16 protein-coding genes and 1 pseudogene are annotated in these 24,958 nt (G+C 67.4%); 1 reads left to right on the plus strand and 16 read right to left on the minus strand.

Translation table 11 applies throughout. The features are described 5' to 3' along the window. Window positions 1-21: 21 nt before the first annotated feature. The 5 genes and pseudogenes from tsaE to glmS form a co-directional block, all read right to left on the minus strand. Window positions 22-543, minus strand: a complete 522-nt coding sequence (gene tsaE, locus C1Y63_RS13000) for a tRNA (adenosine(37)-N6)-threonylcarbamoyltransferase complex ATPase subunit type 1 TsaE (protein ID WP_233195592.1) — start codon at window positions 541-543, stop codon at window positions 22-24. Continuing rightward, window positions 538-1,617, minus strand: a pseudogene (gene alr, locus C1Y63_RS05160) (alanine racemase); the annotation flags it as partial. The gene tsaE and the pseudogene alr, both read right to left, overlap by 6 nt. A gap of 81 nt (window positions 1,618-1,698) precedes the next feature. Next, the gene (locus C1Y63_RS05165; protein WP_369831021.1) at window positions 1,699-3,195 is read right to left on the minus strand and encodes an NAD(P)H-hydrate epimerase; all 1,497 of its coding nucleotides are present in this window, start codon (window positions 3,193-3,195) and stop codon (window positions 1,699-1,701) included. Between the two features lie 213 nt (window positions 3,196-3,408). Further along, the gene (locus C1Y63_RS05170; RefSeq protein WP_146128868.1) at window positions 3,409-5,055 is read right to left on the minus strand and encodes a trypsin-like serine protease; all 1,647 of its coding nucleotides are present in this window, start codon (window positions 5,053-5,055) and stop codon (window positions 3,409-3,411) included. 305 nt (window positions 5,056-5,360) lie between these two features. After that, the gene (gene glmS / locus C1Y63_RS05175) at window positions 5,361-7,226 is read right to left on the minus strand and encodes a glutamine--fructose-6-phosphate transaminase (isomerizing) (RefSeq protein WP_106015411.1); all 1,866 of its coding nucleotides are present in this window, start codon (window positions 7,224-7,226) and stop codon (window positions 5,361-5,363) included. Window positions 7,227-7,379: 153 nt separating this feature from the next. Here glmS and C1Y63_RS05180 point away from each other — a divergent pair, with 153 nt between their 5' ends. Then, window positions 7,380-8,216, plus strand: coding sequence for a dienelactone hydrolase family protein (locus C1Y63_RS05180; RefSeq protein ID WP_106015412.1), 837 nt, complete (start codon window positions 7,380-7,382; stop codon window positions 8,214-8,216). A 97-nt stretch (window positions 8,217-8,313) separates the two neighbouring features. On the opposite strand, the gene C1Y63_RS05185 is transcribed toward C1Y63_RS05180, so the two are convergent. The 11 genes from C1Y63_RS05185 to eccCa all read right to left on the minus strand — a co-directional run bounded on the left by C1Y63_RS05185 (window position 8,314) and on the right by eccCa (window position 24,620). Then, the gene (locus C1Y63_RS05185; RefSeq protein WP_106015413.1) at window positions 8,314-8,592 is read right to left on the minus strand and encodes a hypothetical protein; all 279 of its coding nucleotides are present in this window, start codon (window positions 8,590-8,592) and stop codon (window positions 8,314-8,316) included. Continuing rightward, on the minus strand, window positions 8,589-10,616 hold the full coding sequence (locus tag C1Y63_RS13220) for a hypothetical protein (RefSeq protein WP_199189063.1): 2,028 nt from the start codon (window positions 10,614-10,616) through the stop codon (window positions 8,589-8,591). The genes C1Y63_RS05185 and C1Y63_RS13220 overlap by 4 nt, the downstream gene beginning before the upstream one ends. After that, on the minus strand, window positions 10,613-10,972 hold the full coding sequence (locus C1Y63_RS05195) for a hypothetical protein (RefSeq protein ID WP_106015414.1): 360 nt from the start codon (window positions 10,970-10,972) through the stop codon (window positions 10,613-10,615). Before C1Y63_RS05195 ends, C1Y63_RS13220 begins: the two co-directional genes overlap by 4 nt. Window positions 10,973-11,546: 574 nt before the next feature. After that, window positions 11,547-12,902, minus strand: a complete 1,356-nt coding sequence (glmM, locus tag C1Y63_RS05200; RefSeq protein WP_106015415.1) for a phosphoglucosamine mutase — start codon at window positions 12,900-12,902, stop codon at window positions 11,547-11,549. Between the two features lie 164 nt (window positions 12,903-13,066). Then, entirely contained in the window at window positions 13,067-14,971 is a 1,905-nt protein-coding gene (locus C1Y63_RS05205; protein ID WP_233195588.1) for an acyltransferase family protein, read from the minus strand. A gap of 603 nt (window positions 14,972-15,574) precedes the next feature. Further along, entirely contained in the window at window positions 15,575-16,096 is a 522-nt protein-coding gene (gene rpsI / locus C1Y63_RS05210; RefSeq protein WP_106015484.1) for a 30S ribosomal protein S9, read from the minus strand. Between the two features lie 8 nt (window positions 16,097-16,104). Then, on the minus strand, window positions 16,105-16,548 hold the full coding sequence (gene rplM, locus C1Y63_RS05215; RefSeq protein ID WP_106015416.1) for a 50S ribosomal protein L13: 444 nt from the start codon (window positions 16,546-16,548) through the stop codon (window positions 16,105-16,107). Between the two features lie 805 nt (window positions 16,549-17,353). Next, window positions 17,354-17,647 carry a WXG100 family type VII secretion target gene (locus C1Y63_RS05220; RefSeq protein ID WP_106015417.1) on the minus strand — a complete coding sequence of 98 codons (294 nt, stop codon included), beginning with the start codon at window positions 17,645-17,647 and terminating at the stop codon, window positions 17,354-17,356. 170 nt (window positions 17,648-17,817) lie between these two features. Further along, complete coding sequence (locus C1Y63_RS05225) at window positions 17,818-18,132, minus strand: WXG100 family type VII secretion target (RefSeq protein ID WP_106015418.1); 315 nt, start codon at window positions 18,130-18,132, stop codon at window positions 17,818-17,820. Between the two features lie 216 nt (window positions 18,133-18,348). Continuing rightward, window positions 18,349-20,487, minus strand: a complete 2,139-nt coding sequence (locus C1Y63_RS05230; protein ID WP_106015419.1) for a type VII secretion-associated protein — start codon at window positions 20,485-20,487, stop codon at window positions 18,349-18,351. After that, a complete protein-coding gene (eccCa, locus tag C1Y63_RS05235) occupies window positions 20,484-24,620 on the minus strand; it encodes a type VII secretion protein EccCa (protein WP_106015420.1) in 4,137 nt (1,378 codons plus the stop codon). The genes C1Y63_RS05230 and eccCa overlap by 4 nt, the downstream gene beginning before the upstream one ends. Window positions 24,621-24,958: the final 338 nt, after the last annotated feature.

Genomic DNA, 24,958 nt, shown 5'->3' on the forward strand with positions numbered 1-24,958 from the left:
CCTAGCCCACCGGGGCACGGGTTACGCGCGCGGTGCGTGCCGCCACCGCCAGGAGATGATGCGGGCCTCGTCTTCGTCAAAGTCGAGTTCGCCCCCGCGCGAACCCTGGTGGGCGGATTCCCGGTCGATGACGATGTGCAGATAGCGCGACGCCAGTGACTCCACGAGCCCACCGCCCCATTCGGCGACGACAACGGCATCGTCGAGTTCACTATCAAGGTCAAGGGAGTCGAGCTCAGCGGCCAGGTCCACGCTCTGCCCCTCGCGGGCACCGTCAAGGAGTCGGTAGGCGTCAACATGGACCAGGTTCGGCCCGTCGCCGGCCGCGCGATGCTCCCGCGCCAGGACGAAGGTGGGGCTCGTGACCCGCCCCTTCACGTTGAGCCCCCGCGCGAGCCCCTGGGTGAAGGTCGTCTTCCCCGCCCCCAAAGGCCCCTCGAGGAGCACCACATCACCGGGGCGCAGCGCAGCACCAATCTCTTCGGCCAGTGCCCAGGTGTCCGCACGGGTGGCGCAGACTCGCTTGTTCACCTGCTGGCGCACGGTCCGCCCGGTGGGGCGGCAGAGCAGCTCATAGTTGATGGTGCCCATCGCCGCCGCGAGTTCCGTGGCCGTCATCTCCCCCGCGCTGCCATCACCGAAAAGGATTGCCTCGTCGCCGGCAGTAACCTGGTGCTCGTTGTCGCCCAGCCACACGACGATCTGATCCATGCACACCCGACCGACCTGCGGGTACCGGCGGCCACCAATGGTGACCTCCAGGTGACCTTGTGCATTGCGGGGAAGACCATCGGCGTAGCCGACCGGCACGACAGCGGTGTAGCCATCCGCAGGTGCCCGCCACGTCAAACCGTAGGAAGCGCCCTCCCCCGCGGCGATGGGCTTCACGACGACGACACGTGCACCCCACGTCATCGCCGGAACGAGGTGGTGCTCGCCACCGGGGGTGGGTTCCACACCGTAGAGGGCCACGCCGGGGCGCAGCATGTCGAAAGCGGCGGCATCGATGTCGAGGGAAGCGGGTGAATTCGCCGCATGGTTCACCGGAACCTCCAAGCCCTCCGCACGGGCCACAGCAATCGCCCGGTGCAACGCGTCGAGCTGTTCCTGCACGTGCGCTTGGGAGGCATCATCCAGCCCATCCGCGCAGGCAAGGTGAGTAAACAACCCGGTCACGTTCTCCTCACGCAGGAGGCGGAAGACGTCAATCCACTCCGACTCGTCCACTCCGGAGCGGTTGAGACCGGTATCAATCTTCACCGTCAGCCGGGCACCCAATCCCAGCACCCGGCGCGCGTGCGTCAACGACGGCACGGCCAGATCAATTCCTGCCGCCACGGCCGCCTCGATGTCCTGGTCGGGGGACCAGATCCACGCCAAGATTGGCTGGGTGATGCCCCCGGCGCGCAGCTGGTGTGCTTCTGCGAGGGTGGCGACACCGAACTGGTCGGCCCCGTGTGCGGCCATGACGGTGGCGACATCAACGGCACCGTGGTTGTATCCGTCGGCTTTCACCACGCACATCAGCTGCGTGCCCAGGGCGTCGGCACGCTGTCGGAGCACCCGTGTGTTGTGGGCAATCGCGTCGAGATTGATGGTGGTGTAGGCCAAATCCATGTCCCTGACAATAGTCGCCTCCGCGGGGGCTGGTGCGCCGCACCCCGGCGGTGAGGGGTGGCGGGTAGAGGCGGACGCTGGTTAGCGCTGTGTGTCGGCGATGATGCGGGCGATGGCCGGGGTGAGGTGCTCTGCCAGGTGCAGTGCGTCGATGGGTGCGTGCACATCTGCGGTCGCCTGCGCGTGGGCGTAGGCCGCCAGGGCGACTGCGGCCGCCTGTGGGGAGGCGGCGAGGAGTGCCCCCACGACTCCGCTGAGGACGTCGCCGCTGCCTGGGGTCGCCGCCCAGCTTGTTGGCGCGGTGATCACGTAGGCCGGCGCGTGGCCTTCGCTCACGATGGTGACGCGCCCTTTAAGCAGCACCACGCAGCCCAGTTCGCGGGCCAGTGACTGTACGGCGTCGACGCGGCGCGCGAACACGCTCTCGCGTCGAGCATCTGGGGGTACGAGTTCACAGGCCGCGGCGAGGCGGAGGTACTCCCCCTCGTGGGGTGTGAGTACGGTGAACTCCCCGCGTGCGGACCGTTGCCGAAGTCCCTGGCGGAGCGATTCATCGTGGGCCAGGAGGGTGACCGCGTCGGCGTCGACCACGAGGGGTTCCGGGGACTCCAGTGCCGCGTGGAGTTCCTCAGCCGCAGCGCTCTCGGTTCCCCTGCCGGGGCCGATCACCCGAGCGTCGCTGCGCCCTGAGGCGGCCACCACGGAGGGGAAGCGTTCGATGACAGACGCTGCAGCGTCGCCTGCGATGCGCACCATCGAACTCGTGGCCCGCACCGCGCCTGCGGCTGCCAGGACACCCGCACCGGGGTAGCGGGCGCTGCCCGCGTGGAGGGCGACTGTCCCCAGCGAATACTTGTGATCGCGATTCCCCGGCACGGGCCATACTCCGCCGGTGACGAGCCACATCTCAGGTCCAGCGGGCGAGTGGAGCTCCTGCGCGGCCAGCTGGGTGTCAATGCCCACCCCGCACAGCACCACCTCACCGCAGACTGCCGGCTGCAGGACGTGCACCGGCTTCAACCCACCAAACGTCACCGTCACGTCGGCCTCGATGCACGAGCCATCGTGGAGGTCCTCCCCCACGGGGCTTGCCCCACTGGGTACGTCCACTGCGACGACGGCCGTCCCTGCGGCCCGCGCTTCGGCCACGGCATGGGCCCACGTATCCCAAGGTGCCCGAAGACCACCCCGACCGCCGATGCCCAGGAGCGCATCAATCACGAGGTCGGCGCCGTCGACGACAGCGGGGTCCTCTGTGACCCGCAGCTGCCGGCGCGCCGCCAGCGCCGCCGTACCCTCCGCGTGCATGTCCGTCGAAGCCAACACAGTGATGTGCGCGCCCCGGCGCGCCAATTCGCTGGCGGCAAACAGTCCATCGCCCCCGTTATTGCCGGGGCCGCACAAGACGACGACCCGCGCACCGCTCACCCCGGTGGGCCGCCGCCGGGCGAGCACCTCTGCGCATTCGACGGCGAAGGCGAATGCTGCGGCTTTCATCAGTTCCAGTCCCTGCACACGCAGAAGTGGTTCCTCTGCGGCGCGCACCTGGTCGGGAGTAAACACGGGTACACCGACCACGGGCGTGCCCGGGACGCGCTGCGGCCCTGTCGCAAGCTCCTGTGCCTGCGGTGTGGACGTCACGAGCCCTTCATGGAGGACCAGACGGCGGGGGCGCGGGCGCACCGCCTTCGGCTGTGTGGCGGACAGTGGAACACGCGGGAACGTCGCCATGGAAACTCCAACAATGCATCGGGGCGGGGTGTGGGCCCAGTATAAGAACCTGCGGTGAATCTACGGGCGGTGCTGCAACCACACCGGCACAGCATCGTGGTGCTGCTGCGCCCACCCGAACAGCGCTGCAAGCACTGCCAGGATCGGGATCAGCCATCCCCACGCCGACGAGGAGCCTGCGGACGCGTCCTGCGTCCCACGCGGCGCAGGCGCCGTGGCCGTGGTGGTCACGGTCGTCGTCACGGGCGCCGGGCGCAGCGTCACAGTTTCCGTGGCGGTCGTCGTCACAGGTGCCGCCGGGATACGCACCGTCGTGGTGCGGGTGACGGGCGCGGACGGGATCTGCACGGTGGTGGTCACAGGTGCCGGGGTCACCGTTGCCGTCGCGGTGCGGGTCACGGTCGGCGGGGTTGCCGTCACGGTCGTCGTCGCCGTCACCGTGGCCGGTGCGGGTTCCTTCGTCACCGTCACGGGTGCGGGACGCACCGTCGTGGTGACCGGCTCACGCGTTGTCGTCTTCGTGACGGTGGCCGTCGCGGTCGTGGTCACAGGCGCAAGGGTCTTCGTCGTTGTCACCGTCGTCGGAACGGGTTCCTTGGTGACCGTCACGGGTGCCGGGCGCAGGGTCTCCGTGGCATGAACGGTCACGGTCGTGGGCTTCGGCGTGACTGTCACCGGCGCGGCCGTGGTGGTCACCGTCACCGGCTGTGGTTCCTTCGTCACCGTCGTGGTGCGGGCTGGCGCGGTGGTGGTCGTCGTGTGTGTCACCTCGACGGGGTCCGGGGTCACCGTCACCGTCGTCGTGGCGGACACGGTGGTCGTCACAGGCGCTGCCGTGACGGTGCTCGTCACTGTCGTTGGCGGCACCGGCGTGGTGTCTTTGACTGTCGGGATTGCCGGCCCCTCGCTCGAGACGTCAGGGATACCGGGGACCTGGATGCGGGTGTTATCGTCCTCCGCCGGCTGCACCGCACCCTTCGCCTCCGGGATCGGCAGACCCACCGTGCCCGCGATCCACGCTAGGTGCTCAGATACCGGGACCCAGAGGCCTTCTTCACCAGGTCCGACGGGCGAGTCATCGTTGCCCGTCGACAGCACACCCGACAGCGCCCCATCGACGAGAAGCGGGCCGCCAGAATCGCCCGGCCACAGCCGACCATGCTTCACCACACCGAGTACCAAAGCCGAGTTCGGATACTGGTATTCGCCATCGCGGATCACCACGCGGCGCTGCATCTCAACGTCGGAGACATGCAGCCGGTCATCGTCCTGCGCGGCCCCCAGGTTCGTGCCTTGCCAGTTGAGGCTCACGCCCTGATCGCGGGTGAACAGGTGCTCGCGATTGAGGGCCACGGGCGCGGCCGGCGCGTCGGCGTTGAGGTGCACAAGTAGCAAGTCTGCCGTCGTCGACGCAATGACTTCGACGGCGTGGAATCGCGGCCCAGAGCTGTCGACGCCAAAGCGGATCGTGCTGCGGCTGGTGCCGTTGACCCAAGAATTGGCCTGGTAGCAGTGGCCCGCAGTCAGTACCCATCGGGGCGCAATGAGCGTGCCGGTGCATTGCTCCTCATGGCCGGGGTCGCCCAGGACGAGATGCGCAGTCGCGGCAGCACCCGAGGTGGAGGCTGTCGCGACGGGGGCGTCCGGGTTCGGCACGTGGATGGAGACCTGAGCATCGGCGACGACTGGCCGGGCAACAAGGCTCACGGCAAGCAGAAGGCCAGAGATGCGAACTCGTGAAGACAACACGGTCAAAGGTGTCCTTTGGGTGGTCAGGCAGGCAGATCGGGGCACACGCGGACGTACGTGGGAGACATGGACGACCCCACACCACACACGATTGGTCAGACGTCGGAGTAATAGGTGTGTACCGAGTCAAAGTATACGACCACGCCACCGCCGCCGGAGCCACCAGAAGCACGCAGAAAAAAGGAAGAGACCGCCGTCTCACCTGCACATTCGGCGCAGGCAAGGACGGCGGTCTTTCACACTCGGCGTGTGCCGCGAGGGAGTTACTCGACGGTCACAGACTTCGCGAGGTTACGCGGCTTGTCGATGTCCTCGTTGCCGCACTGGCGGGCGATCTCCGCAGCAAGGAACTGCAGCGGAACAGTCGCCAGCAGCGGCTGCATGATGGTCGACGACTCCGGGATACGGATCAGCCAGTTCGCGAAGGGCTCCACCGCAGTGTCGCCTTCTTCGGCGATGACGATGGTCTTCGCACCACGGGCACGAATCTCCTGAATGTTGGAGACGATCTTGGAGTGCAGCACCTTCACACCACGCGGGGAGGGCACCACGACGACGACCGGCAGGTCGTCCTCGATGAGGGCGATGGGGCCGTGCTTCAGCTCGCCAGCGGGGAAGCCTTCAGCGTGAATGTACGCCAGCTCCTTGAGCTTCAGGGCACCCTCGAGGGCGACCGGGAAGCCCACGCCACGACCCAGGAACAGCATGGTCGGGATCGCGCCGAGCTCACGGGCGATGTCCAGAACCACCTCGTCCTGCTCGAGCAGCTCCTGCACCTTCGCGGGGATCGCGGACAGGTCAGCCCAGATATCAGCGATCTCATCCGGGTACTTCGTGCCCTTCGCCTGTGCGAGAGCCAGGCCCACAATGTAGTTCGCAGCGACCTGCGCCAGGAACGCCTTCGTGGACGCCACACCGATCTCGGGACCAGCGTGGGTGTAGAGCACCGCGTCAGACTCGCGCGGAATCTGCGCACCGTTGGTGTTGCACACGGCCAGCACCTTCGCGCCCTGCGCCTTCGCGTGGCGCACAGCCTCCAGGGTGTCGGCGGTCTCGCCGGACTGGGAGATCGCCATGACCAGGGTGCGGGAGTCCAGCACCGGATCGCGGTAACGGAACTCGGATGCGACCTCAATCTCGACGGGGATACGCACCCAGTGCTCGATGGCGTACTTGGCCAGCAAGCCGGAGTGGTACGCGGAACCACAGGCGACGACGAAGACCTTGTCGATGCTCTTCAGGTCCTGCTCGGTGAGGTTCTGCTCGTCGAGGACAACACGACCATCAACGAAGTGGCCGGCCAGGGTGTCACGCACAGCGTCCGGCTGCTCGTGAATCTCCTTGAGCATGAAGGAGTCGTAGCCACCCTTCTCAGCGGCAGCGAGATCCCAGTCGATGACGAAGGGCTTGCCCTCGGCGGCGGAGCCGTCGAAGTTCATGATGCGGTAGTCATCCTTGGTGATGATGACGACGTTGTCCTGGTTGAGTTCAACAGCGTTCTTGGTGAACTCAATGAACGCGGCAACGTCAGAACCGAGGAACATCTCGCCTTCGCCCACACCGACAATCAGCGGGGTGGAGCGACGAGCCGCGATGATGGTGTCGGGGTGATCTGCGTGCAGGAACAGCAGCGTGAACGCACCCTCCAGGCGGTTGAGCACCGCCAGGGCGGAGGCCTCAAAGTCGCCTGCGGTCTCGCCCTCGTTGTACGCCATCGCCAGCATGTGGGCGGCGACCTCAGAGTCCGTCTCGGAGAGCATCTTCACGCCAGCAGCCTCGAGCTCCTCGCGCAGGGGCGCAAAGTTCTCAATGATGCCGTTGTGCACAATCGCCACCTTCTTATCGAAGGAGTAGTGCGGGTGTGCGTTCGCGTCGGTGGGGCGACCGTGGGTGGCCCAGCGGGTATGACCGATAGCGGTCGTACCTGCCAGAGAGTCAGCTCCGACCTGCTCGATCAGAGCATCCAGGTTGGCGAGTTTGCCTTCCTTCTTCACCACATTGATGTGGCCCTTACCGTCCGCGACAGCGACACCAGAAGAGTCATAGCCGCGGTATTCCATTCGTCGCAGAGCTTCAACAGCGACGTTCAGGCCAGGGCGCTGGCCGACATATCCTACGATTCCACACATAGCGGCCAGCCTAGTTCACTCTGCGGGGTTTTGTCGCACCACCGCCGACAGCACGGTTCGTGCGTGTCAGCACATCCGCGACCACCACCGAAACGTCTGACCACTTGGGGGATTCAGCGCACCTGCTGGGGGCATCAACTATTGTTTTTAACCGTGGCTAGTGATTTGAAGAAGAACCTCTCCCGCCTCAGCAAGCGAGGCCCGCACCGCGTCCTCGTTGGCGATATGGACTACGCGGGGCTGCCCGGCAAGATCTACACCCCTGCCGAGGGCAACGCCTTGCCGGCCGTCGCCTTCGGCCACGACTGGATGACGAAGGTCGACAGCTACCACGGCACCCTGCGCCACCTGGCGAGCTGGGGCATCGTGGTCGCCGCCCCGAATACGGAAACGGGCCTGACCCCGAATCACGCTGGTTTTGCCCGCGACCTGACCAGCGCGCTGCAGGTTCTCACTGGCGTGAAGCTGGGCGAGGGCAAGGCCACCGTGTCCCCCGGCAAGCTGGGTGTCGTGGGCCACGGCATGGGCGGCGGTGCCGCTGTGCTGACCGCTGCAGGCCGCAGCCAGGTCAAGGCCTGTGCAGCCCTCTACCCCGCCGCCACGTCTCCCTCTGCGGAGGATGCTGCCCGCGTGGTGAACATCCCGGGTCTGATCCTGGGCGCTGGCGAAGACAGCCTGCTGGAGGCCGGCAACCCGGCCGCACTGGCTGAAGCGTGGAAGGGTGAGGTCTGCTACCGCGAGATCGACAAGTCCACCCAGGTGGGCTTCTCCGAGGCCATCGCTCCGAAGCTCGCACTCGGCCTGGGTCTGCCGCAGTACGGTGCCATCGACACCGCACGTGGCCTGCTCACTGGCTTCCTGCTCGCCACTCTCGCTGGTGAGCGCAAGTACCGCGACTTCGCTGACCCGGAGGCCTCCGCCAAGCATGTGACGTCCTACTGGGGCGAAGAACTCCACGAGAAGGCCACCCGCTACCGCAGCGATGACTAAGTCGTCACCAACCGCATAGCCACGCGGGTTCTCCCCCGCCACAGCCGCCGCACCACGCACACGATGTGCTCGGTGCGGCGGCTTTTCTTGGGGCGGATTACCAGCCTTTGTTGACGAGGCGACGCTGCGCTGCGGGAGTGCTGCGGTGGGTGTTGTTCCGGCCATTCATGTGAGGCTGCCGCCCTACTGTGGCCGCGGGACCCGTGGCTGTTGCCGCAGTGTCGCCGTTTTTCGTGCGATTCGACTGGGTTTGCTTGGCGATCTGGACGGTGTCTGCGTGTGCTTTCTCCACGATCTTTTCGAACGCTTCCATGCGCTCCAATGCGCGGGCACGGAAGCCCTCGAGGTAGTCGTCAAAGCTTTGGGTCGTGCTCACCAGCTGCCTGCCTTTCGGGGGATTCCTTTCACGGACGGTGGGGGTGCCGGCTGACCGGGCACGCACTCAGCTGCCGGCGGCGCCGGAGCAGGTGCGGGTTCCGGCGCAGGAGCGGGCGCCGGTGCCGCAGGCGCGGCAGCCGGAGTTGCGGCCGGTGCAGGCACAGGTGCCGGCGCGGGCGCAGGAGCTGCGGTCTGCGCGGGAGCCGAGGCAGCCTGCGGAGCAGGTGCCGCAACCGGCTCAGGGGCCGGTGCGGGAGCGGGTGCCTCACCGTGCGGGGGCAGGAAAGGCAGATTCAGCCCATCAAGTATCCCGTTGTCAATGGCTGCGCGAACCAAGGCACCGATGCCAGCAATCGCAGCACCCACACCCACCACGCCGAGAACGCCGCGCCCCACGGCACCCCAATCGATGGTGTCAATCGCATCGAAGATCTTGTCCACGATTGTCTTCGGGCCGCCGTCCACCACAACGAGCTCATCCTCATCGGTGGCAGTGTCAGTGTCGGTAGTGCTGTCACCCTTGGGCTCGGTAGAGCCCGTGGCCTCAGCATCCTTTCCGGCAGAATCTGCAGCGTCACCGGGGGTGGAGTCTGCGGAGTCAGTCTTGTCGCTCGTGGCGACGACGTCCTCGCAGTCTGCCCCGATCGTGGCTTCCTTCGTCGGCGGGCATGCCTCAGACGATGCGGTCTCAGTGACGGTCTGCTGCGGACACGAATCCGTATCCTTGCTCGCCCGCGCCGATTCCTGCACGGCTGCAACGTTCTTCGCGGCAGTGTTTTCACAGGAGCGGACAGCCGCTTCCTTCGCAGCGTGCTCCGCCGCCTTCGACGTTTGCTCCGGAGCGCACACTGTGTCTTCGACCGCGGGCTTCTGGGGATTCTCCTGCGGCGGGGTCACCGGGTTCGCCGGCTGGGTGGCCGGCTGCTGGGGTGCCGTCTGCTGCGGGGGCTGAACGCCCTGCTGCTGGGTGGACTGGCCACCCGGTGCGGTCACCGTGGTGCCGCCACCGCCAGAGTTTCCGCCGCCCGAACTGCCCCCGCCCGGGGACGAGGTGTCAGGGGTCGGACAGTCGGCAGGCGGCGTGGCCGGGCCGGTGTCCTCAGGAGTGCCCTGACCGGGAGGAGTGGTCTCCTCCGGCCCTTCCCGGGGAGGCTGCTGCTCCTTTGGAGGCGTGCAGTCCTCAGGCGGGTTCTTCGACTTGTCCCCGTCTTCCGGATTCTTCGACTTGCCCCCGTCTTCCGGCCCCTTCGGCGGGTCCTCCTCTTCGGCCACGCACTCACCGATGTCAGGCTTGTTCTTGTCACCGTCATCCGGAGTGCACTCACCGATTCCGAAGACACGGCTGAGGATTTCAGCGGCGATCGGCAGCAAGGCCATCGGCAGCGGCCGCAGGGGCAAGCGCAGGAGGGCACGCCCCATCTCCTTCAGGGCGATGAGGCAGCCTTCGACGGCCGAGTCGCGAAGACTACAGATCTCCAGGACGAGATTTTGGATGGCGTCGATGATCTGCCCGCCGATGGACGCAACCTGTTTAAACAGTGGCGCCTCAAGCACCGGGTTGAGCAAGCGCAGGAGGGTACGCACGGGGGCCAACAGGACCTGGATCGAGTTCATTGCCCCATCGATGAGAGCGTCCGCGCCGGCCACGATTTCTTCGATGATGCTGGCGCAGTGATCAGCGTTCTCTTTGAACTTTTCCCCGTCGGTGGCGCAGCGTTCCTGATCGTCGAAGAGTTTGCCGAGCGAATCGCTGATGCCGCCGGCCGCCACCCCAATGAGGAGATCCGTCAACAACGACATCGGGCTGCGCATCTTCGAGCCCCTGCCTTTGCGGCCCGCGAAGGCGCTACTCGCGCCCCGCAGCTGCCCCATGTCCATGCCATGGGTGTTGAGGTAGTCGTTGCGCGCCCGCTGCAGACCCTGGGTATCCGGGGTGTAGAAGCCCATGCTGTCGAAGGCGAAGTTGACTGCCTCCTGCGCGAGGGCGTCGATCGGCGTGCTGATGGCACCACGGGCGCTCATCGGGTCTCTCCCGTCGTTCCCATACCGCGGACATGCGTATGGGCGACGCTCGGGACCGCGGTGCGGTCATGCGCCTGGCTGTGGGCTTCGTCGGCGGCATCGATCTCCTCCACGGTGTGCCCGGCGGAGATCAGTGCGGCTTCGGTGTGGGCGATGGCGGTGGCGTGCCGCTGGTGCAGCTCCGCCATGATCTGGTTGATCTCGTGGGCGTGGTTGGAAAACGCCTGCCCCATGGAATCCGCATCGACCGCTGCGGGCGCGCGGGTTGCCGACGCCAGGTTCCGCAGTGTTTGTAGCGCGGAGTCCAGCGTGGCTCTCGTCTCCTGGGAGTCGAGAAACAGTTCTTGGAGTCCCATGGTGATGGTTTCTCCCCTTCTCGTCGTCGGTCATCACAAGCAGCCCCACAACGCGACTCCTCTGCAACACCCAGCCGCCGCGGTGGCGGCCAGGCTGCAGGAGTCCGTGCGTGGTGTGGGTCCACGGTGGTGGGCATCGGCGGGGTGCCGTGCATCAACCCTCGCGAGTCATGCCCAGGGAGACGTCCACCCGACATTGCTCCAGTCACGTGCCGAGTGTCGATGCGCTGTGCGGGCGCACCCACTGCACACAGAGACCTGCGGTCGGCACCTGCGGAAGGTGGTGGGGTGGAGTATCTCCCTCTGCTCTGCCTAGATACGAGTGGGGTGAAAAATGGTGCCCCCGGCACCGTGGAAAAAACCGAACCAGTCACCCCTCCCCCGCCCTACCTGCACTTTCCCACCAACACTGTGTCAGCAATCACTACCCGCGGCAGTGCGCGGCCCCGCCCCGGCTGAGCCACCACACCCCGTTGACGACGACACCCGCCGAGCCACCACAATCGTGGGAACCCGGCGGGTGCGAGCACTCCCCCGAAGGACACGGGGGAAGCGAAGAGAATCGTGCGGAGGTTTAGTCCTGCGGCTCGACGGCAGCGACCACCTGCGCCAGACGGTGGGTGATGTCGCGCGCCTGCTGATCGGTGGGGGCTTCCACCATGACGCGGAAGAGTTCCTCGGTGCCCGAGGGGCGCAGCAGCACGCGGCCCTGGTCGCCGAGCTCATTGACGACGTCCTGCATCGCCTTCTGCACGTTGAGATCGTCGAGGATGATGCGCTTGTCCTTCACCGGCACGTTGATCAGGTGCTGCGGGAGGCGCTGCATCGCGTTCGCGAGGCTGCGCAGCGACAGCTTGGTTTCCGCCATGCGGGCCATGATGGACAGGCCGGTGAGCACACCGTCGCCGGTGGTACCGAAGTCGCTCATGACGACGTGGCCGGACTGTTCGCCGCCGAGGGCGTAGCCGCCGCGGGCGAGTTCCTCCAGCACGTAGCGGTCGCCCACCTGGGTGGCCAGGGTGGTGATGCCCGCCTCCTTGAGGGAGAGCTTCAGACCCAGGTTGCTCATGACGGTGGCGACGAGGGTGGATTCGGTGAGCTTGCCGGCTTCCTCCATGGCGATGGCGAGGATGGCCATGATCTCGTCACCATCGACGAGGTTGCCTTCCGCATCGACGCAGAGGCAGCGGTCAGCGTCACCGTCGTGGGCGATACCCAGGTCGGCGCCGTGCTCCACGACGGCGGCCATGATGTCCTCCATGTGGGTGGAGCCGCACTCGTCGTTGATGTTGTAGGAGTTTGGGGTGTTGTGGATCGCGATGACCTCAGCGCCCGCAGCCTCATAGGCCAGGGGTGCGACCTCGCTGGCGGCACCGTTGGCGCAGTCAACGACCACCTTGATGCCGGTGAGGTCCTGACGCACAGCCTGGGTCAGGTGCACCAGGTAGCGTTCCTTCGCGTCCGGGGCTTCCTCGAGGACGCGGCCGACGCCGTGCCCGGTGGGGCCGGTCTCGGGGAGCTTCTCCATGGCGGCTTCGATCTCATCCTCCACCACGTCGGCGAGCTTCTTGCCGCCGGCGGCGAAGAACTTGATGCCGTTGTCGGGCATGGGGTTGTGGGAGGCGGAGATCATCACGCCCATGTCGGCACCGTAGTCATCGGTCAGGTAGGCCACGGCGGGGGTGGGCAGGACGCCCACGCGCAGCACGTCGACTCCCTGGCTGGCCATGCCGGCGGCCATCGCGGCGGCGAGCATCTCGCCGGAGACACGCGGGTCGCGCCCAATGATGGCGACGGGGCGCCGCTTGGAGGTGCGGTTCTCACTCGTCAACACGTGGGCTGCGGCGGCGCCCAGCCGCAGCGCCAAAGGCGCAGTGATTACTTGGTTCGCACGTCCGCGAACACCATCGGTACCAAAGAGTCGAGTCATGTGCCCCATTATGCCCCGGCAGGCCCAGCATTCCCGTATGCATAAGGTGCCGTGTCCCCCACATCGGTAGAACGCGCACGCCCACCGGCGGGCATGAGTAAACCCCGAGCGCACACGCACCAGGGGTGCTGCGGCCGGGGCTGAACTCTCTTCCGCTCGTCGGTTTACAGCCCGCACTCCTGCGGGGTGAGGCGATCGTCGTCGACCCACTGCTGCAGGGCTGCGGCGAAGTCCTCGGCGTAGACAACCGCACCGTCTTCGGTGGGGTGAATCATGTCCGGGCGGAGCAGCGCGTGGTTGCTCATGGCACTGCCACACCAGTCGGCGACGTAAAGGTTGTCGTAACGATCCAGTGCTGCGGCGATGGCTGCACGGGACTCGGGGATCCACCAACGGTCGCCGTAGGGGTTGGTGATGATGACAGTGCGGTCCGGGCCGAGGATCTCCATGACGGTGTCCATCGTCTCGCCCTGGATGTTGGAGTTCGTGCCGAAGCCGAGGAACACCACGTCCCGCAGCGCGCCCTGGGCGGCGTAGTCTTCCAGCACCGGCGGAATGGACACCAGCGCGCGGCTGACTTCACCGTCGACGTAGATGCCGGGGAACTTCTCCATGAGCGCCGGGGAGGATGCGAGCATCACCGAGTCACCGATGGCGATGATGTTGGAGCCTGCCGGCATGGTGCGCTGCGGGCCCTTCGGCGCCTCACTCGTGGGTGCGGGCGGCGGGGTCTGCTGCTGCGCGAGCTTCTTATATTCGGCAAGGTCCTTTTCCAGTGCGGACTGCGTCGGCGCGGTAGCCAGTGCCACGATCGCTCCCAGCACCAACAGGCCGACCACGCAGAGGCGGGCAAACGCGCGCCCCGCAGTAGAGCCGTCGGCAGTGACATGGTCGAGGAACTTCACCATGGTGCCTTTATAGCCCCCGCGGCGGATGGGTTCCTCAATCGCCAGGTAGCTCCACGCGGACACCGGCAGGCTGATCAGCATCGCGATGAGCCCGATCTCCCAGTACTGCCAGCCGGGCAGCAGGTGGCGCAGCAGCACCACGATCGGCCAGTGCCACAGGTACAGGGAGAAGGATCGCTCACCCAACCACCGCAGCGGAACAATGGAGACGATCTGCGCGAGCCAGCTGCGGCCCGCGACGACGCAGGCCACGAGGACTGCGGTGCACAGCGACGCCCCCACAAGGCCACCGCGGTAGGTGGCCGGTGCGGTGTCCGGCAGCACGTACATGAGCACGCCCAACCCCACGAGGGTGATGATGCCGCCCAGGTTGCGCAGCATCTGGTCCGCGCAAGGGTTCCGCTTGAGTGGCCACGAGTCTGCAGCCTTCGCGACCGGGGTGGTCAGCAGCAGCGCGGTCGCCGCACCGATGAGGAGACCGAAGGCGTGGGTGTCGGTGCCGTAGTAAACGCGGGTGGGGTCCGTCGCCGGGTCGTAGAGGAACGCCATCCACGCCGCCGAGGCGGCAGCACCAGCCAGGCACGCGGCGGGAAGCGACCATCCGATCTTCTTCCGCGTCAACAGCACAAACAGCAGCGGGAAGAACACGTAAAACTGTTCCTCCACCGCCAGGGACCAATAGTGGGCGAAGACCTGCACGCCACTATCGGCGAAGTAGGACTGAGAGCCAGCGATCTGCGTCCAGTTGTTCACGAAGAACAAGGTGCCGAAGAACTGGGTCGGCAACCCGACTGCGGGATCGCCGCCGACGATACCGGTAACAACCGTCATGATGACGAGCACGCTGACGGCCGCCGGCAGGATGCGGCGGGCACGGCGCACCCAGAACTTCTTGAGATCAATGCGACCCGTGGCAGCACGCTCACGGATGAGCAGTGAGGTGATGAGGAAGCCGGAGAGGACGAAGAACATGTCCACGCCGAGGTACCCGCCGGGCAGCAGCGGAGCGAAGAAGTGGTACAGCACCACCGCGCTCACAGCGATGCCGCGCAGCCCGTCGAGGGCCGGCACGCGGCGAATGCGGCTGTACTTCGTCGCCTGGGCGTCCGCCTCACTGAGGGGCTTGTCGACGGAGAGCACCTTCTCGGCGGTGCTCTCCACACGTTCGCCTACCGACTGTCCTGCCGTCGACGCTGTGCCCGTCCGGACGTCGACCCCTGGGGTCGGTTCAGAGGGACGGGACCTGCGCGCGCGGAAAGACACCGAAAGACACCTACTTAGAGTTCTGGAGAGAACAGTTCGACGATCCCGCCCCGGCGGCACCCTGTGCGCGGGCGGGAGAAAAAGACTTCAGAACAAGAGAAAACACAAAACAATCACCAGCCACATCGCACGGCGTGTGCCCCGGCACGGTGGTGCGCGGGAATCGCTGCGGTGGCTGATGAGCCTTTAGGGATGGTAGTCGCCCCGGGGGCACAAGTCACCTACAACTGATGCCCAACAAGGCCATCACCAGCACGAGCGCGGGCACCATTGTTCGTCCCGACACGCGTCCAAGATGGCCTCGTGCCATAGGAAACACCCGCGCCCGCGCGCATGGCGGGGAATGTGGGTTGCTCCACACGGGCGATACGTCACATGTGCAGCCGATGCCGGTGGGGCGGGCCTGCAGATGATGGGTATAAAAAACCACCCCGGTGCCACACAGAGTGTGCGACACGGGGGTGGTCGGTGGCCTGGGTGCCCCAGGCCTGGCAGTACCGCTTAGCGCTTGGAGTACTGCGGGGCGCGACGGGCCTTGTGCAGACCAGCCTTCTTGCGCTCCACGGCACGAGCGTCACGGGTGAGGAAGCCGGCCTTCTTCAGGGCGGCGCGATCAGCCGGGTTGTACAGGTTCAGTGCACGGGCGATCGCGAGGCGGAATGCGCCAGCCTGGCCGGTGGGGCCGCCACCGGTGAGGTTCGCGTGGATGTCGAACTGGTTCTCGCGGTCGATGAGGACCAGCGGAGCCTTGATCAGCTGCTGGTGCAGCTTGTTCGGGAAGTACTCTTCCAGGGTGCGGCCGTTGCAGATGAACTGGCCGGAGCCCTCCACCATGCGGACGCGGACGATGGCGCGCTTACGGCGACCAACGGTCTGGATCGGGCCTTCCAGCGGCATGACCGGAGCAGCGGTCTCGACCTCTTCAGCAACAGCCACGGCATCGCCGATGGTGTTGGTGAACTCTTCGGCGGCAGCGGCAGCAGCAGCGATGTCTGCAGCCTCGGCAACGGCGTTGTCGTTCATGTTCTCGGTCACTGGGCCACCTGCTTGATCTCGTAGGTCTCGGGCTTCTGAGCAGCGTACGGGTGCTCAGAGCCTGCGAACACGCGCAGCTTCTTGACGGAAGCGCGGGTCAGCTTGTTGTGCGGCATCATGCCCTCGATTGCTTCGAAGACAACGCGCTCGGGGTGCAGCTCCATGGAACGACCCAGGGTCATGGTCTTCAGACCACCCGGGTAGCCGGAGTGGCGGTAGCGGAACTCGCGGTCACGCTTGTTGGAGGAAATTGCAACCTTGTCAGCGTTGATGATGATGACGTAGTCACCGCAGTCAACGTTGGGGGCGAACTGGGGCTTGCCCTTGCCGCGGAGCAGGTTTGCGGCCTGCACGGCAAGACGACCCAGAACCACGTCGGTGGCGTCGATGACGTACCACTTACGGGTCACGTCACCGCTCTTCGGGTGGTAAGTAGACAAATTGACTCCTTATAAGTCTGTCTAAAGACTGCCAGCCAGATGTGCTGGTGGAAGGGATTTTTGGTGCTGCGGCGGCCGGTGGAGACCCGCAGGCAACCCTGCTGTGCACGTCGTCGAACGAGCGCACTCCACGCACAAACGTTAAAGACTACCCCACGCGCCCAGCGTGCGCTAGTCCGCACTTTCACCCAAGGGCTGTGTGGGCATGCGGAAGCCCCCGCGCGCGGCGTGGGATTTCGCGCACGCGGGGTCTGCCGCACCGCCGAGGCGTCAGGCGCCCGGGCGGTTGAGCGTGCCGGGTGTGTGGTGGGTGAAGGAAAGTAGGAAACAAGGACTGGTGTCGGGCCTGCGATCCCGACCCCGGCACGCGAGGTGCAGAAGAAAACAGTGGGAGGAATACTACGGTGACCGGGTGCACCTCCCCACTGGTGCGACGGCGGCCGACGCTGGGGGCGTTGTCGATGCCGTGGCAGCGGTGGGGATTGTGGTGCCGGCGGTCGCGGTGCTGCAGCACCTGCCGCAGAGGTGGAGGCGGGCGCGCCGTGGCATCCGGCACCTGCAGTCAGACTGTCGTCTGCGTGCTGTGTGTGCTGGTGTCATCGATCGCCTCCACCGACCCCGGGCACGCATCATCACGGTTCATGAGGTGTGCTCGGAGTGTGGGCGCGAGTGTGGGTGGCCTGCCGGGCCCGGAGGGCACCCACCGCGCCGAGCGACTGGTGGGGTGTTCGCCCCACGCGTCTGCGAGGCTGGCAGGCGGGGCGCGGACGGATGGGTAGCTCACGGTCAGCTCACGCCCCTGGGGTTAGTTGGCCCAGGTGCCGGCGGCGCGGCGGTTGATGTCGCTCATCCGGTCGTTACCCTCCTGCACCGTGTTGGCGATGGTGGCGAGGATGTTGTTGAGCTCGGCGGCGGCGTTGTCCCACTTCAGCTGGGCGGCCTGGTAGGCGGACGCGGAGTCACCTTCCCAGGTGGCGACCATGGGCTTGATCTGGGCCTTGAGCTCGTCGAGGAGCCCGTTGATGCGGCCGGAGGTCTGCTGGATGTCGCCGGAGGCGGCGGTGATCGCACCGAACTGGTACTTGATGGCGCTGTTCATGAGGAATGTCTCCTTACACGTGTGACACAGGGGTGGAAGGGCGCAGACGTCGGGCTTCGACCCGCGCCTGCTCCCGGGTGGGCACCGGCGGCTGTGTGCTGCCGGGCGCGGCGGAGGTGTGTGCCGCAGCCCGGCGCGCACACGGCGCGCGGTGGGGGCTTGACGTCCCGCTAGAGGGCGAGGCCGCCGCCGACGGTGTTGAAGGCGGTGGTGTTGCTGGCCTCAACGTCCTCGAAGCTGCGGGCGTTGGAGCGGATGTTGTCGGAGATCGCCTGGAGCGCCTCCTGCAGGTTGCGGGCGTTGGTGTTCCAGCGGACCATGAGGCTGTCGAAGCTGGCCTGGGCGTCGCCGGTCCAGGCGCCGCGGACGCCGTCGACGACGCCGCGGAGGCGGCTGAGCTCGCCCTGCACCTGGTTGTTGGTGTCATCGACGCGACCGGCGGTCGCGACCATGACGTCGGCTTCGGTCCTAAACAGTGCGGACATTTCTACCTCGTCTTTCACGATGAAATAGGGGTGAACAGTGTGGAAAAGGTGGTGACGGTGCCCGGCCCCTGTGGGAGCTGAGCCCCGCCGGGTGGTGGCGGGTGCCGTCGTGGGGTTCTGACACGCCTGGTGTCGCGACTGGTTCCCCCAGGTTGCGGGGTGTTCCTTCGCGTACGTCGGGGCGTGACAGGTGCCGGATGAACTCCCCGAGAGAGCTCACCCGGCTGCGGTCTCGGACGGCTGGAATGTGGCGAATGCCTGCGTGCAGGTGTCCGCGTGGTCGAGCCGTTCGCGACTGCGGGTGTGGCAGCCGAGGCTGATGTGTGTCTGCCCCTGTGCCCAGGCGAACCAGTGCACCGCCGAGCCGTCGTCCGGGTATTCCCGGTAGGCGATGACGTCGGGGGCGTGGCGCGCTGCGGCGGGCGTGGCGTAGGCACCGTCGGGGGCCCATGCGAGCAGGTCATCTGTTGCGATGTGCTCCTCGAGTGCGGTGCGTAGTGCCGCGCTGGTTGCCGCGTCCCCTGGCGCGGAGGGGTCCTCAAGTTGGTCGAAGGCGACCAGGATGCGGATCTCCGCGCCGGGGGCGGTGACGGTGAACGCGGTGTTCTCCGTCGCTGTCACCTCGTAGCCCTGGGGGACCTCGAGGAGGAACCCAGGGCCGGTGACGAGTGCCCGGCGGGCCGACCCCTCTGCCGCGGGATGCGACGGGGCACGGTGTGCGTGTCCCGGCGTGCCCGTGGGCCCAGGTGCCTGTGTGGCAGGTGGCGTCTCGGCGGGTGCTGCGGGGGCGCGATCTCGGTCAGGAGTGTTGCCTACGTGCAGCGCCAGTGCGAGGACTGCCGTCACCACGGTGGCCACCACCGCGGCGAAGCCGAGGCTGGTGGGGTTCACCTGGTGCCACAGGGGTGTGCGCGCGGCCGTTGCTCGTGCGCGTGGGCGTGGTCGGCGTGAGGAGTGCCCGTCCCGCAGACGCGGTTGCACGGTGTGCGTGTGCGGGCTGGGTGCTGGGCGCGCCCGTCGGCGTGTCCAGCGGCGGTGCCCTTCGGTGGCCTCATCCTGGGGTGGGTGTGCACGCCCACCGCGGGGAAGGATGTTGGCTTCCGGCACACGGGTGTCCTCACGGCCGTCCGCGCCCCACGTGAGCGTGGTGCGCCGATCCTGTGGCAGAGGGTGCTGGGTCGATGCGGGGTGGTGGGGCGGGTCTGCGGTGATATCCCCGTGTTCCTGCCCGACGGCTGCCGTCTCGGCACCAGCGGTGTCGTCCGGGCTGGGGTGCGGTTGCTCCCGCGGTGCGCTGTCGTCGTCCCTTGTGCCGGCCGCTGCATCAGGGGCCTGGGCCTCAAGGAGACGAGGTGGGCGCGGGTGCGGGGGCGGGTGCGCCCCGGGTGGGTGCTCTGTCGAGTTCCCACTGCCCGTGGAGTGCGTGGCGCGGTGTGCGGCACTGGTGGGTGCCGTGTCCGCGTCGCGCGTCCCGGGGTCGGTGGGCACGGTGTCGGCAGTCGTTGTTGTGTCTGCCGCCGGTGGGCTTTCCGTTCCCGGTACTTGTACAGAGGCGCCCGCGGCGAAAAGTGGTTCCTCCGGGGGTGAAGTTTTTTCTTCTGCGCTGGTGGAGGGAGTTTCTTCTACCCCCGTTGCTGCGGAGTCATCGTCGGGCGACACCTGTGGGGTGTGGTTCCCTGGCCACTGGTCGATGGTCGCGCCCGCGTCCTCGGGCCCCTCCCCCACCGGGGTGTCGGCAGGTGCCACCATGGCCGCAGCATGGTCGTCACCGTCTTCACCACCCGTGTCCAGGTGACTGCTGTCGGCGTCGGCGTGTGCGTCGCGAGGGCGGATGAGATCCGGAGCCTCCTCGCCTGCCGCCAGGAGTGCCGCGCGGGCGTCGTCGGCATCAGCATCAAGGTCGGCGTCGCCTACGACCGAGGTGTCTTCGGGCACCCACACGCAGTCCACGCGGGTGCCGCGTAGTGCGTCGGCGAGCAGGCGGTAAGTCGGTTCGTCGGCGTGGAGCTCGACACGCACGTCGGGCCACGCACCTGCGGCTGCGGCCTGAAGTTCCTCGAGCAGTGCGCGCATGCCGTGCTGATCGCGCAGGCTCGCCCGGGGCAGGTCGTAGCGGTAGCGGGTCGTGTCCCCGGCGACGATCGTCGCCGTCGGCGTGCTGCGCACCGTCACTGTGGTGGCCGCGGGGCGTTCTTTCGCCCAGGGCACCTGCATGCTGCGGGCGAGCAGCCCGCGTGGCTGCTGACGGGCGTGCCGGGGGCCGGTGCGCCTGTGCGCGGCGGGCGTGATGCGGTGGACTGCGGATGTTCCGCTGGCGGCGGGCGCCTGCGAGCATCCGGGGCTGCGGCGGCTCATGGCGTCGCCACCTGCATGAGCCCCTGGGAGATGCCGCGCACGGTGAGCGTGCCGCGCCCGACCGGCTGCGTCGAGGGCCGCACCCCGAAGACGGTGCCTTCGTCACGATCCCCGTCGAGGACCAGCGCTGCGGGCTGTTGGTCTTTGAGCTCCGCGAGGAACCCGCCGAACAGGGCGCGGCCGATGCCGCCCATCTTGCGCACATACACAATGTGCAGGCCGATATCGCGGGCGTGCGGCAGGAACTCCACGAGGGGGTTGAGGGTGCCCTCGACGAGGATGTCAGCGTCGTCGATGAGGACGAACAGGTCTGGCCCTGTCCACCAGGAGCGTTCCTTCAACTGCTTCGGCGTGATGTCTTGGCCGGGCAGACGCTCCCGGCAGGTGGCCACCAGGTCGCTGATCGTTGTGGTGGCTGCGGTGGTGGTGCCGCAGTAGGCGGCCACCATGGTGTCGGGGAATTCATCGAGGTGACTGCGGCGCGGGTCGATGATCACCAGGCGGACGTCCTCGCGGGGCAGGGCGGCGATCCCGGTGGCGACGGTCCGCAGGAGGGTGCTGCGCCCGGAGCGGGGCGAACCGACGATGACGAGGTGCCCGCTGGCGGCAGCGTCCCACACCTGGGTGGTGAGCCGGGGGCCACCGACCCCGATGGGGAACGCGAAGCGGTTCAGTCGGCGCTGGATGCGGGCGGCGTCCTCCGACAGGCCCGCGGTGTCCACCTCGGGTGGCGCGGGTGCCGGGTCGAGTTGTGCCATCGATACTGCCGCCGGCAGGGTTTTCAGCGGCGGCACCGGGTCCAGGTGCGCGTGGGAGGCCGCCATCTGGGCGAACATGCAGTCCTGCGAGGTGGCCTGGGCGAACAGCATCTGTTCCCCGTCGGGGGTGATGGCCCGCCCCGGGGCGCGGGCCGGCACTTTGTGTTGCGCGTCGCGGTCGAGCAGCCCCTCACCGTTTTCGGCGAGTTTGAGTTCCATGCGGGTTCCGATGAGGTCCCGGATGCTGGGCCGCAGCACGGTCCACCGTTGGGTGGTCATGACGAGGTGGACGCCGACGGCGGCCCCATCGGCGGCGATGGTGGTGACGTTGTCGACAACGTCCTCGTAGTCGCTGATGATGGTGTGCCAGCCGTCGATGATGAGGATGGTGTGCCGGGTGCGGGGTTCAGCAACCCAGGTGAGGACTTCGTCGATGATGCGCCGCACCCGCTCGGGGTCGTCGCGGGTGGCGATACCTGCGACGTGGGGGAGGCGCGCGAAGTCGCCCAGCCCATTGCCGAGGTCGAGGATGTACACGGCGACATCGTCGGTGGAGTGGGTGACTGCCAGGCCGATGAGCAGGCTGGCCATCGCCGTGGTCTTCCCGCTTTGGGGGCCACCGCAGATCGCCACGTGGCCGCCGTCGACCCCGAGGTCGAGGATGAAGGCATCTTGGCGCTGTTCAAAGGGCTTGTCGATGATGCCGAGCGGCACCCGCAGGTCAGTGCGCGTGCAGCAGGCGGAGTTGTCACCGAAGTGCAGGAAGTCGTCCCACCCGGCGGTGCGGTAGAGCTCCGGGAGGCTGATCGCGGCGGGCAGCGGCGGCAGCCACACGTCGTGGGCTTTCATGCCGCGCGCTTCGCCGGCCTGCTGCGCGAGGGTGACGATGGTGTCGATGATCGAGGTGTCGGCGGCGACGAGTTCGGGCCCACGGGCGGCGGTGGCGTTGCGCTGCGCGAGGGAACGAAACAGCCGCACCGCAGGCACGGCAAACTCCTCATCGGTGGACGCGACGTCCCCACCCGCGGCGGTGTCGGCGTCCTCCTCAGTGCTGTCGGTGTCAGGCGTGGCCGTAGCGTGCTGTTCCTCTGCGCCGGTGTCGGCGTCCTCCCCGCCGACGGTGGTGGCCGCGATGTGGGCATTTTCGGGCAGCATCAGCGGCCCCGACACGTACGCCGCCTGGAAGCGCTGCACCTGATCGGCATCCGTCTTGATGAACCCGGCACCAGGGGTGGCGGGCAAGTGGTAGGCATCCGTCACCCCCAGGACCTGGCGGGACTCGGAGGCGCTGAATGTTTTCAACCCGATGCGGTACGACAGGTGCGAGTCCAGCCCCCGCAGCCTCCCCTCGTCGACGCGCTGACTCGCGAGCAACAGGTGAATGCCAAGGCTGCGGCCCAAGCGTCCGACAGCGGCAAACAATTCCGCGAACTCCCCGTGCTGTCCGAGCAGTTCACTGAACTCGTCGACGATGATGAGCAGCGCCGGCAGCGGCGGGGTCTGCGCCGCTTTCGCGCGGGCGTTGTACTCGCCAATGTTCGCCAGGTTTCCGGCGTGACGGAGTAGCTCCTGTCGGCGGTTCATCTCCCCACTGATCGCGTCGTGCATCCGCTCCACCAGGGTTTTCTCCGCCTCCAGGTTGGTGATCACGGCACTGGTGTGCGGCAACCCGTCCAACCCCAGGAACGTGGCGCCGCCTTTGAAGTCGACGAGCACCATGTTGACGTCCTCCGGGGAGTGGGTGGCCGCCAGCGCCGCGACGAGAGTGCGCAGCAGCTCCGACTTGCCCGACCCGGTCGCCCCGATGCACAGCCCGTGCGGGCCGACGCCACCGTGGGCGGACTCCTTGACGTCCAACAGCAGCGGCTGCCCGTCCAGCCCGGTACCGAAAGGCACGTTGAGTCGCATCCGGTCGGGTCGCGGCCCCCACAGCTGCTCGTGGGTGAGCGTGTGGATCGGCGGTAACCCCAGCATCGTGGCGAAGCCATCGCTGGTGGAGTGCTCCAGGGTGCCGCCCCGCCGATACCCCGACATGCGGCGGGCCAACAGCCGCGCCCCCGTGAGCGACAACTCATCGGGGATGCCGACGGTTTCTTCCTGCCCGAACGCGGAAATACGCAACTGCTCGTCCGACTCCACCAGCACCGCGTCCTCCGGGGGTGTGGCGGTGCCGGATACATCGACGGTGATGGTGCGGGTGCTCCCCCACAACAGCCGGGTCGGCACATCCGGAAACGCCGTGTCCACGACCTGCAGCTGCAGGTCTGCCTGCTCGGGGTCGGTCGAGTGCGGCAGCCACCCAATCCAGCCCCACTGTTTTTCCGCCTCCGCGCGCTGCGACTCCACGTCACGCACCCCGCCCGGTGCCGTACCGGCCGAGGCGGAGGCCCCGCGCGGTGGCGTCAGTGGGGCGGGGACCTGCGGTTGCGCTGCAGGGGCTGCTGCGGGCGCGGGCAGGCCGAGTTCTTCCAGGTCGACGCTGTCGAAGTATTCCGCCAACAGTTCCAGCTCTGCGGCAACATCGTCGGGTACGCGACGGTCCGCCTTCTCCTGCCGCGCCCTCTCCGAGCCGGCCACGTGCGCAGTCGGCCCGCCTGCGTGTTCGTCCTCGGCAGGTTCCGCCACCCCTGGTGCCGTGATGCCGAGGACCTCAGGACCGTGGTGGAAGACCAGCTGGGCGATGATCGCCCGCGCCAGCCCCCGGGCGTTGCGGCCCCGAATGTGGATGTGTGCGAAGTCGAGCAGGCTGGCATCCACCGGGATGTCCCGCACGTAGCCGGCGGCGCGCACCGCGTGCCGCAACGCCACCGCACACACCGGGTCCATGTCCTCCGGGGCGCCGGGATTGTTCACCGTGATAGGCGTGCACAGGCGCGTCACGCCCAGCCCGAAACGCACGGTCATCGCCTCCGGGTCACCATCAACCCGGCCCCACATGCGGGGCGTGCCGACGAGCGACCACAGGTTCTCCGGGTGGGGGTGCACGTAAAAGGTGTGCTCCCGCTGCGCGTCGGCGTTCTCGACGGCCTGGCGGGTCAGTGACCCCAGCTGCCGCAAGTACACCCGGCGCGCCTCCCCCTGGTCGGCCTGCGCCTGCGGCACAAACATGGCGATCATGCTGACGCCCATCATGAGGGGGAACATCAGCATCATCGGGGAGAATCCTCCCCCGCTGAGCATCATGAGGCCGACCATGCCGCCGAGGGCGACGATCATGACGACGGGGATGAGGATACGAATCAAGGGGGTGGGTTGGGGGCGGGCGGCCTGGGGCACGGCGTCGGGCACGAGGGTTCCCTGGGGGACGAGGGGACGGTTCGGCACATCGCTGTGCTGTGGCACGACGCGGTCGCGCACGCGCACGTGGTGATGCATGGGCACCTCCAAAAAAAAGACGGTCGACAACAATTGCTGGTTAAGGGGGTTCTGCGCGGCGCGCACGGCCCCTCGGTGGTGCTTGATACGAGTGGGCCGACAAATGGTTCCCCGGCATCCGGTGCCGCTACCCCCCGCGTGCACCGGTAACGCCACCCCCGCCTGCCCCGCGCCACGAGGCGGCTGCGGCGTCACTGTGGGCCGCTGTCCGGGTTTTTCTTCGTCTGCATCGACGCATTCGCGCTACCCCCACACCGGGGGTAGCTGCGGAGAAGCCACCCGAGACCCCCTCCACCCCGCCCCGATATGCCATTGGTCACACCCCTAGACGCGGCGCG

This window comes from Corynebacterium sp. 13CS0277 (assembly GCF_002994655.1).
Classification (GTDB): Bacteria; Actinomycetota; Actinomycetes; order Mycobacteriales; family Mycobacteriaceae; genus Corynebacterium.

Excerpts from the sequence above, each read along its gene's own strand:
- rpsI (WP_106015484.1), bottom strand. The coding sequence starts at position 16,096 with ATGAACGACAACGCCGTTGCCGAGGCTGCAGACATCGCTGCTGCTGCC.
- C1Y63_RS13220 (WP_199189063.1), bottom strand. The coding sequence starts at position 10,616 with ATGAGCGCCCGTGGTGCCATCAGCACGCCGATCGACGCCCTCGCGCAG.
- C1Y63_RS05195 (WP_106015414.1), bottom strand. The coding sequence starts at position 10,972 with ATGGGACTCCAAGAACTGTTTCTCGACTCCCAGGAGACGAGAGCCACG.
- C1Y63_RS05230 (WP_106015419.1), bottom strand. The coding sequence starts at position 20,487 with ATGAGCCGCCGCAGCCCCGGATGCTCGCAGGCGCCCGCCGCCAGCGGA.
- C1Y63_RS05225 (WP_106015418.1), bottom strand. The coding sequence starts at position 18,132 with ATGTCCGCACTGTTTAGGACCGAAGCCGACGTCATGGTCGCGACCGCC.
- glmS (WP_106015411.1), bottom strand. The coding sequence starts at position 7,226 with ATGTGTGGAATCGTAGGATATGTCGGCCAGCGCCCTGGCCTGAACGTC.
- eccCa (WP_106015420.1), bottom strand. The coding sequence starts at position 24,620 with ATGCATCACCACGTGCGCGTGCGCGACCGCGTCGTGCCACAGCACAGC.
- glmM (WP_106015415.1), bottom strand. The coding sequence starts at position 12,902 with ATGACTCGACTCTTTGGTACCGATGGTGTTCGCGGACGTGCGAACCAA.
- C1Y63_RS05220 (WP_106015417.1), bottom strand. The coding sequence starts at position 17,647 with ATGAACAGCGCCATCAAGTACCAGTTCGGTGCGATCACCGCCGCCTCC.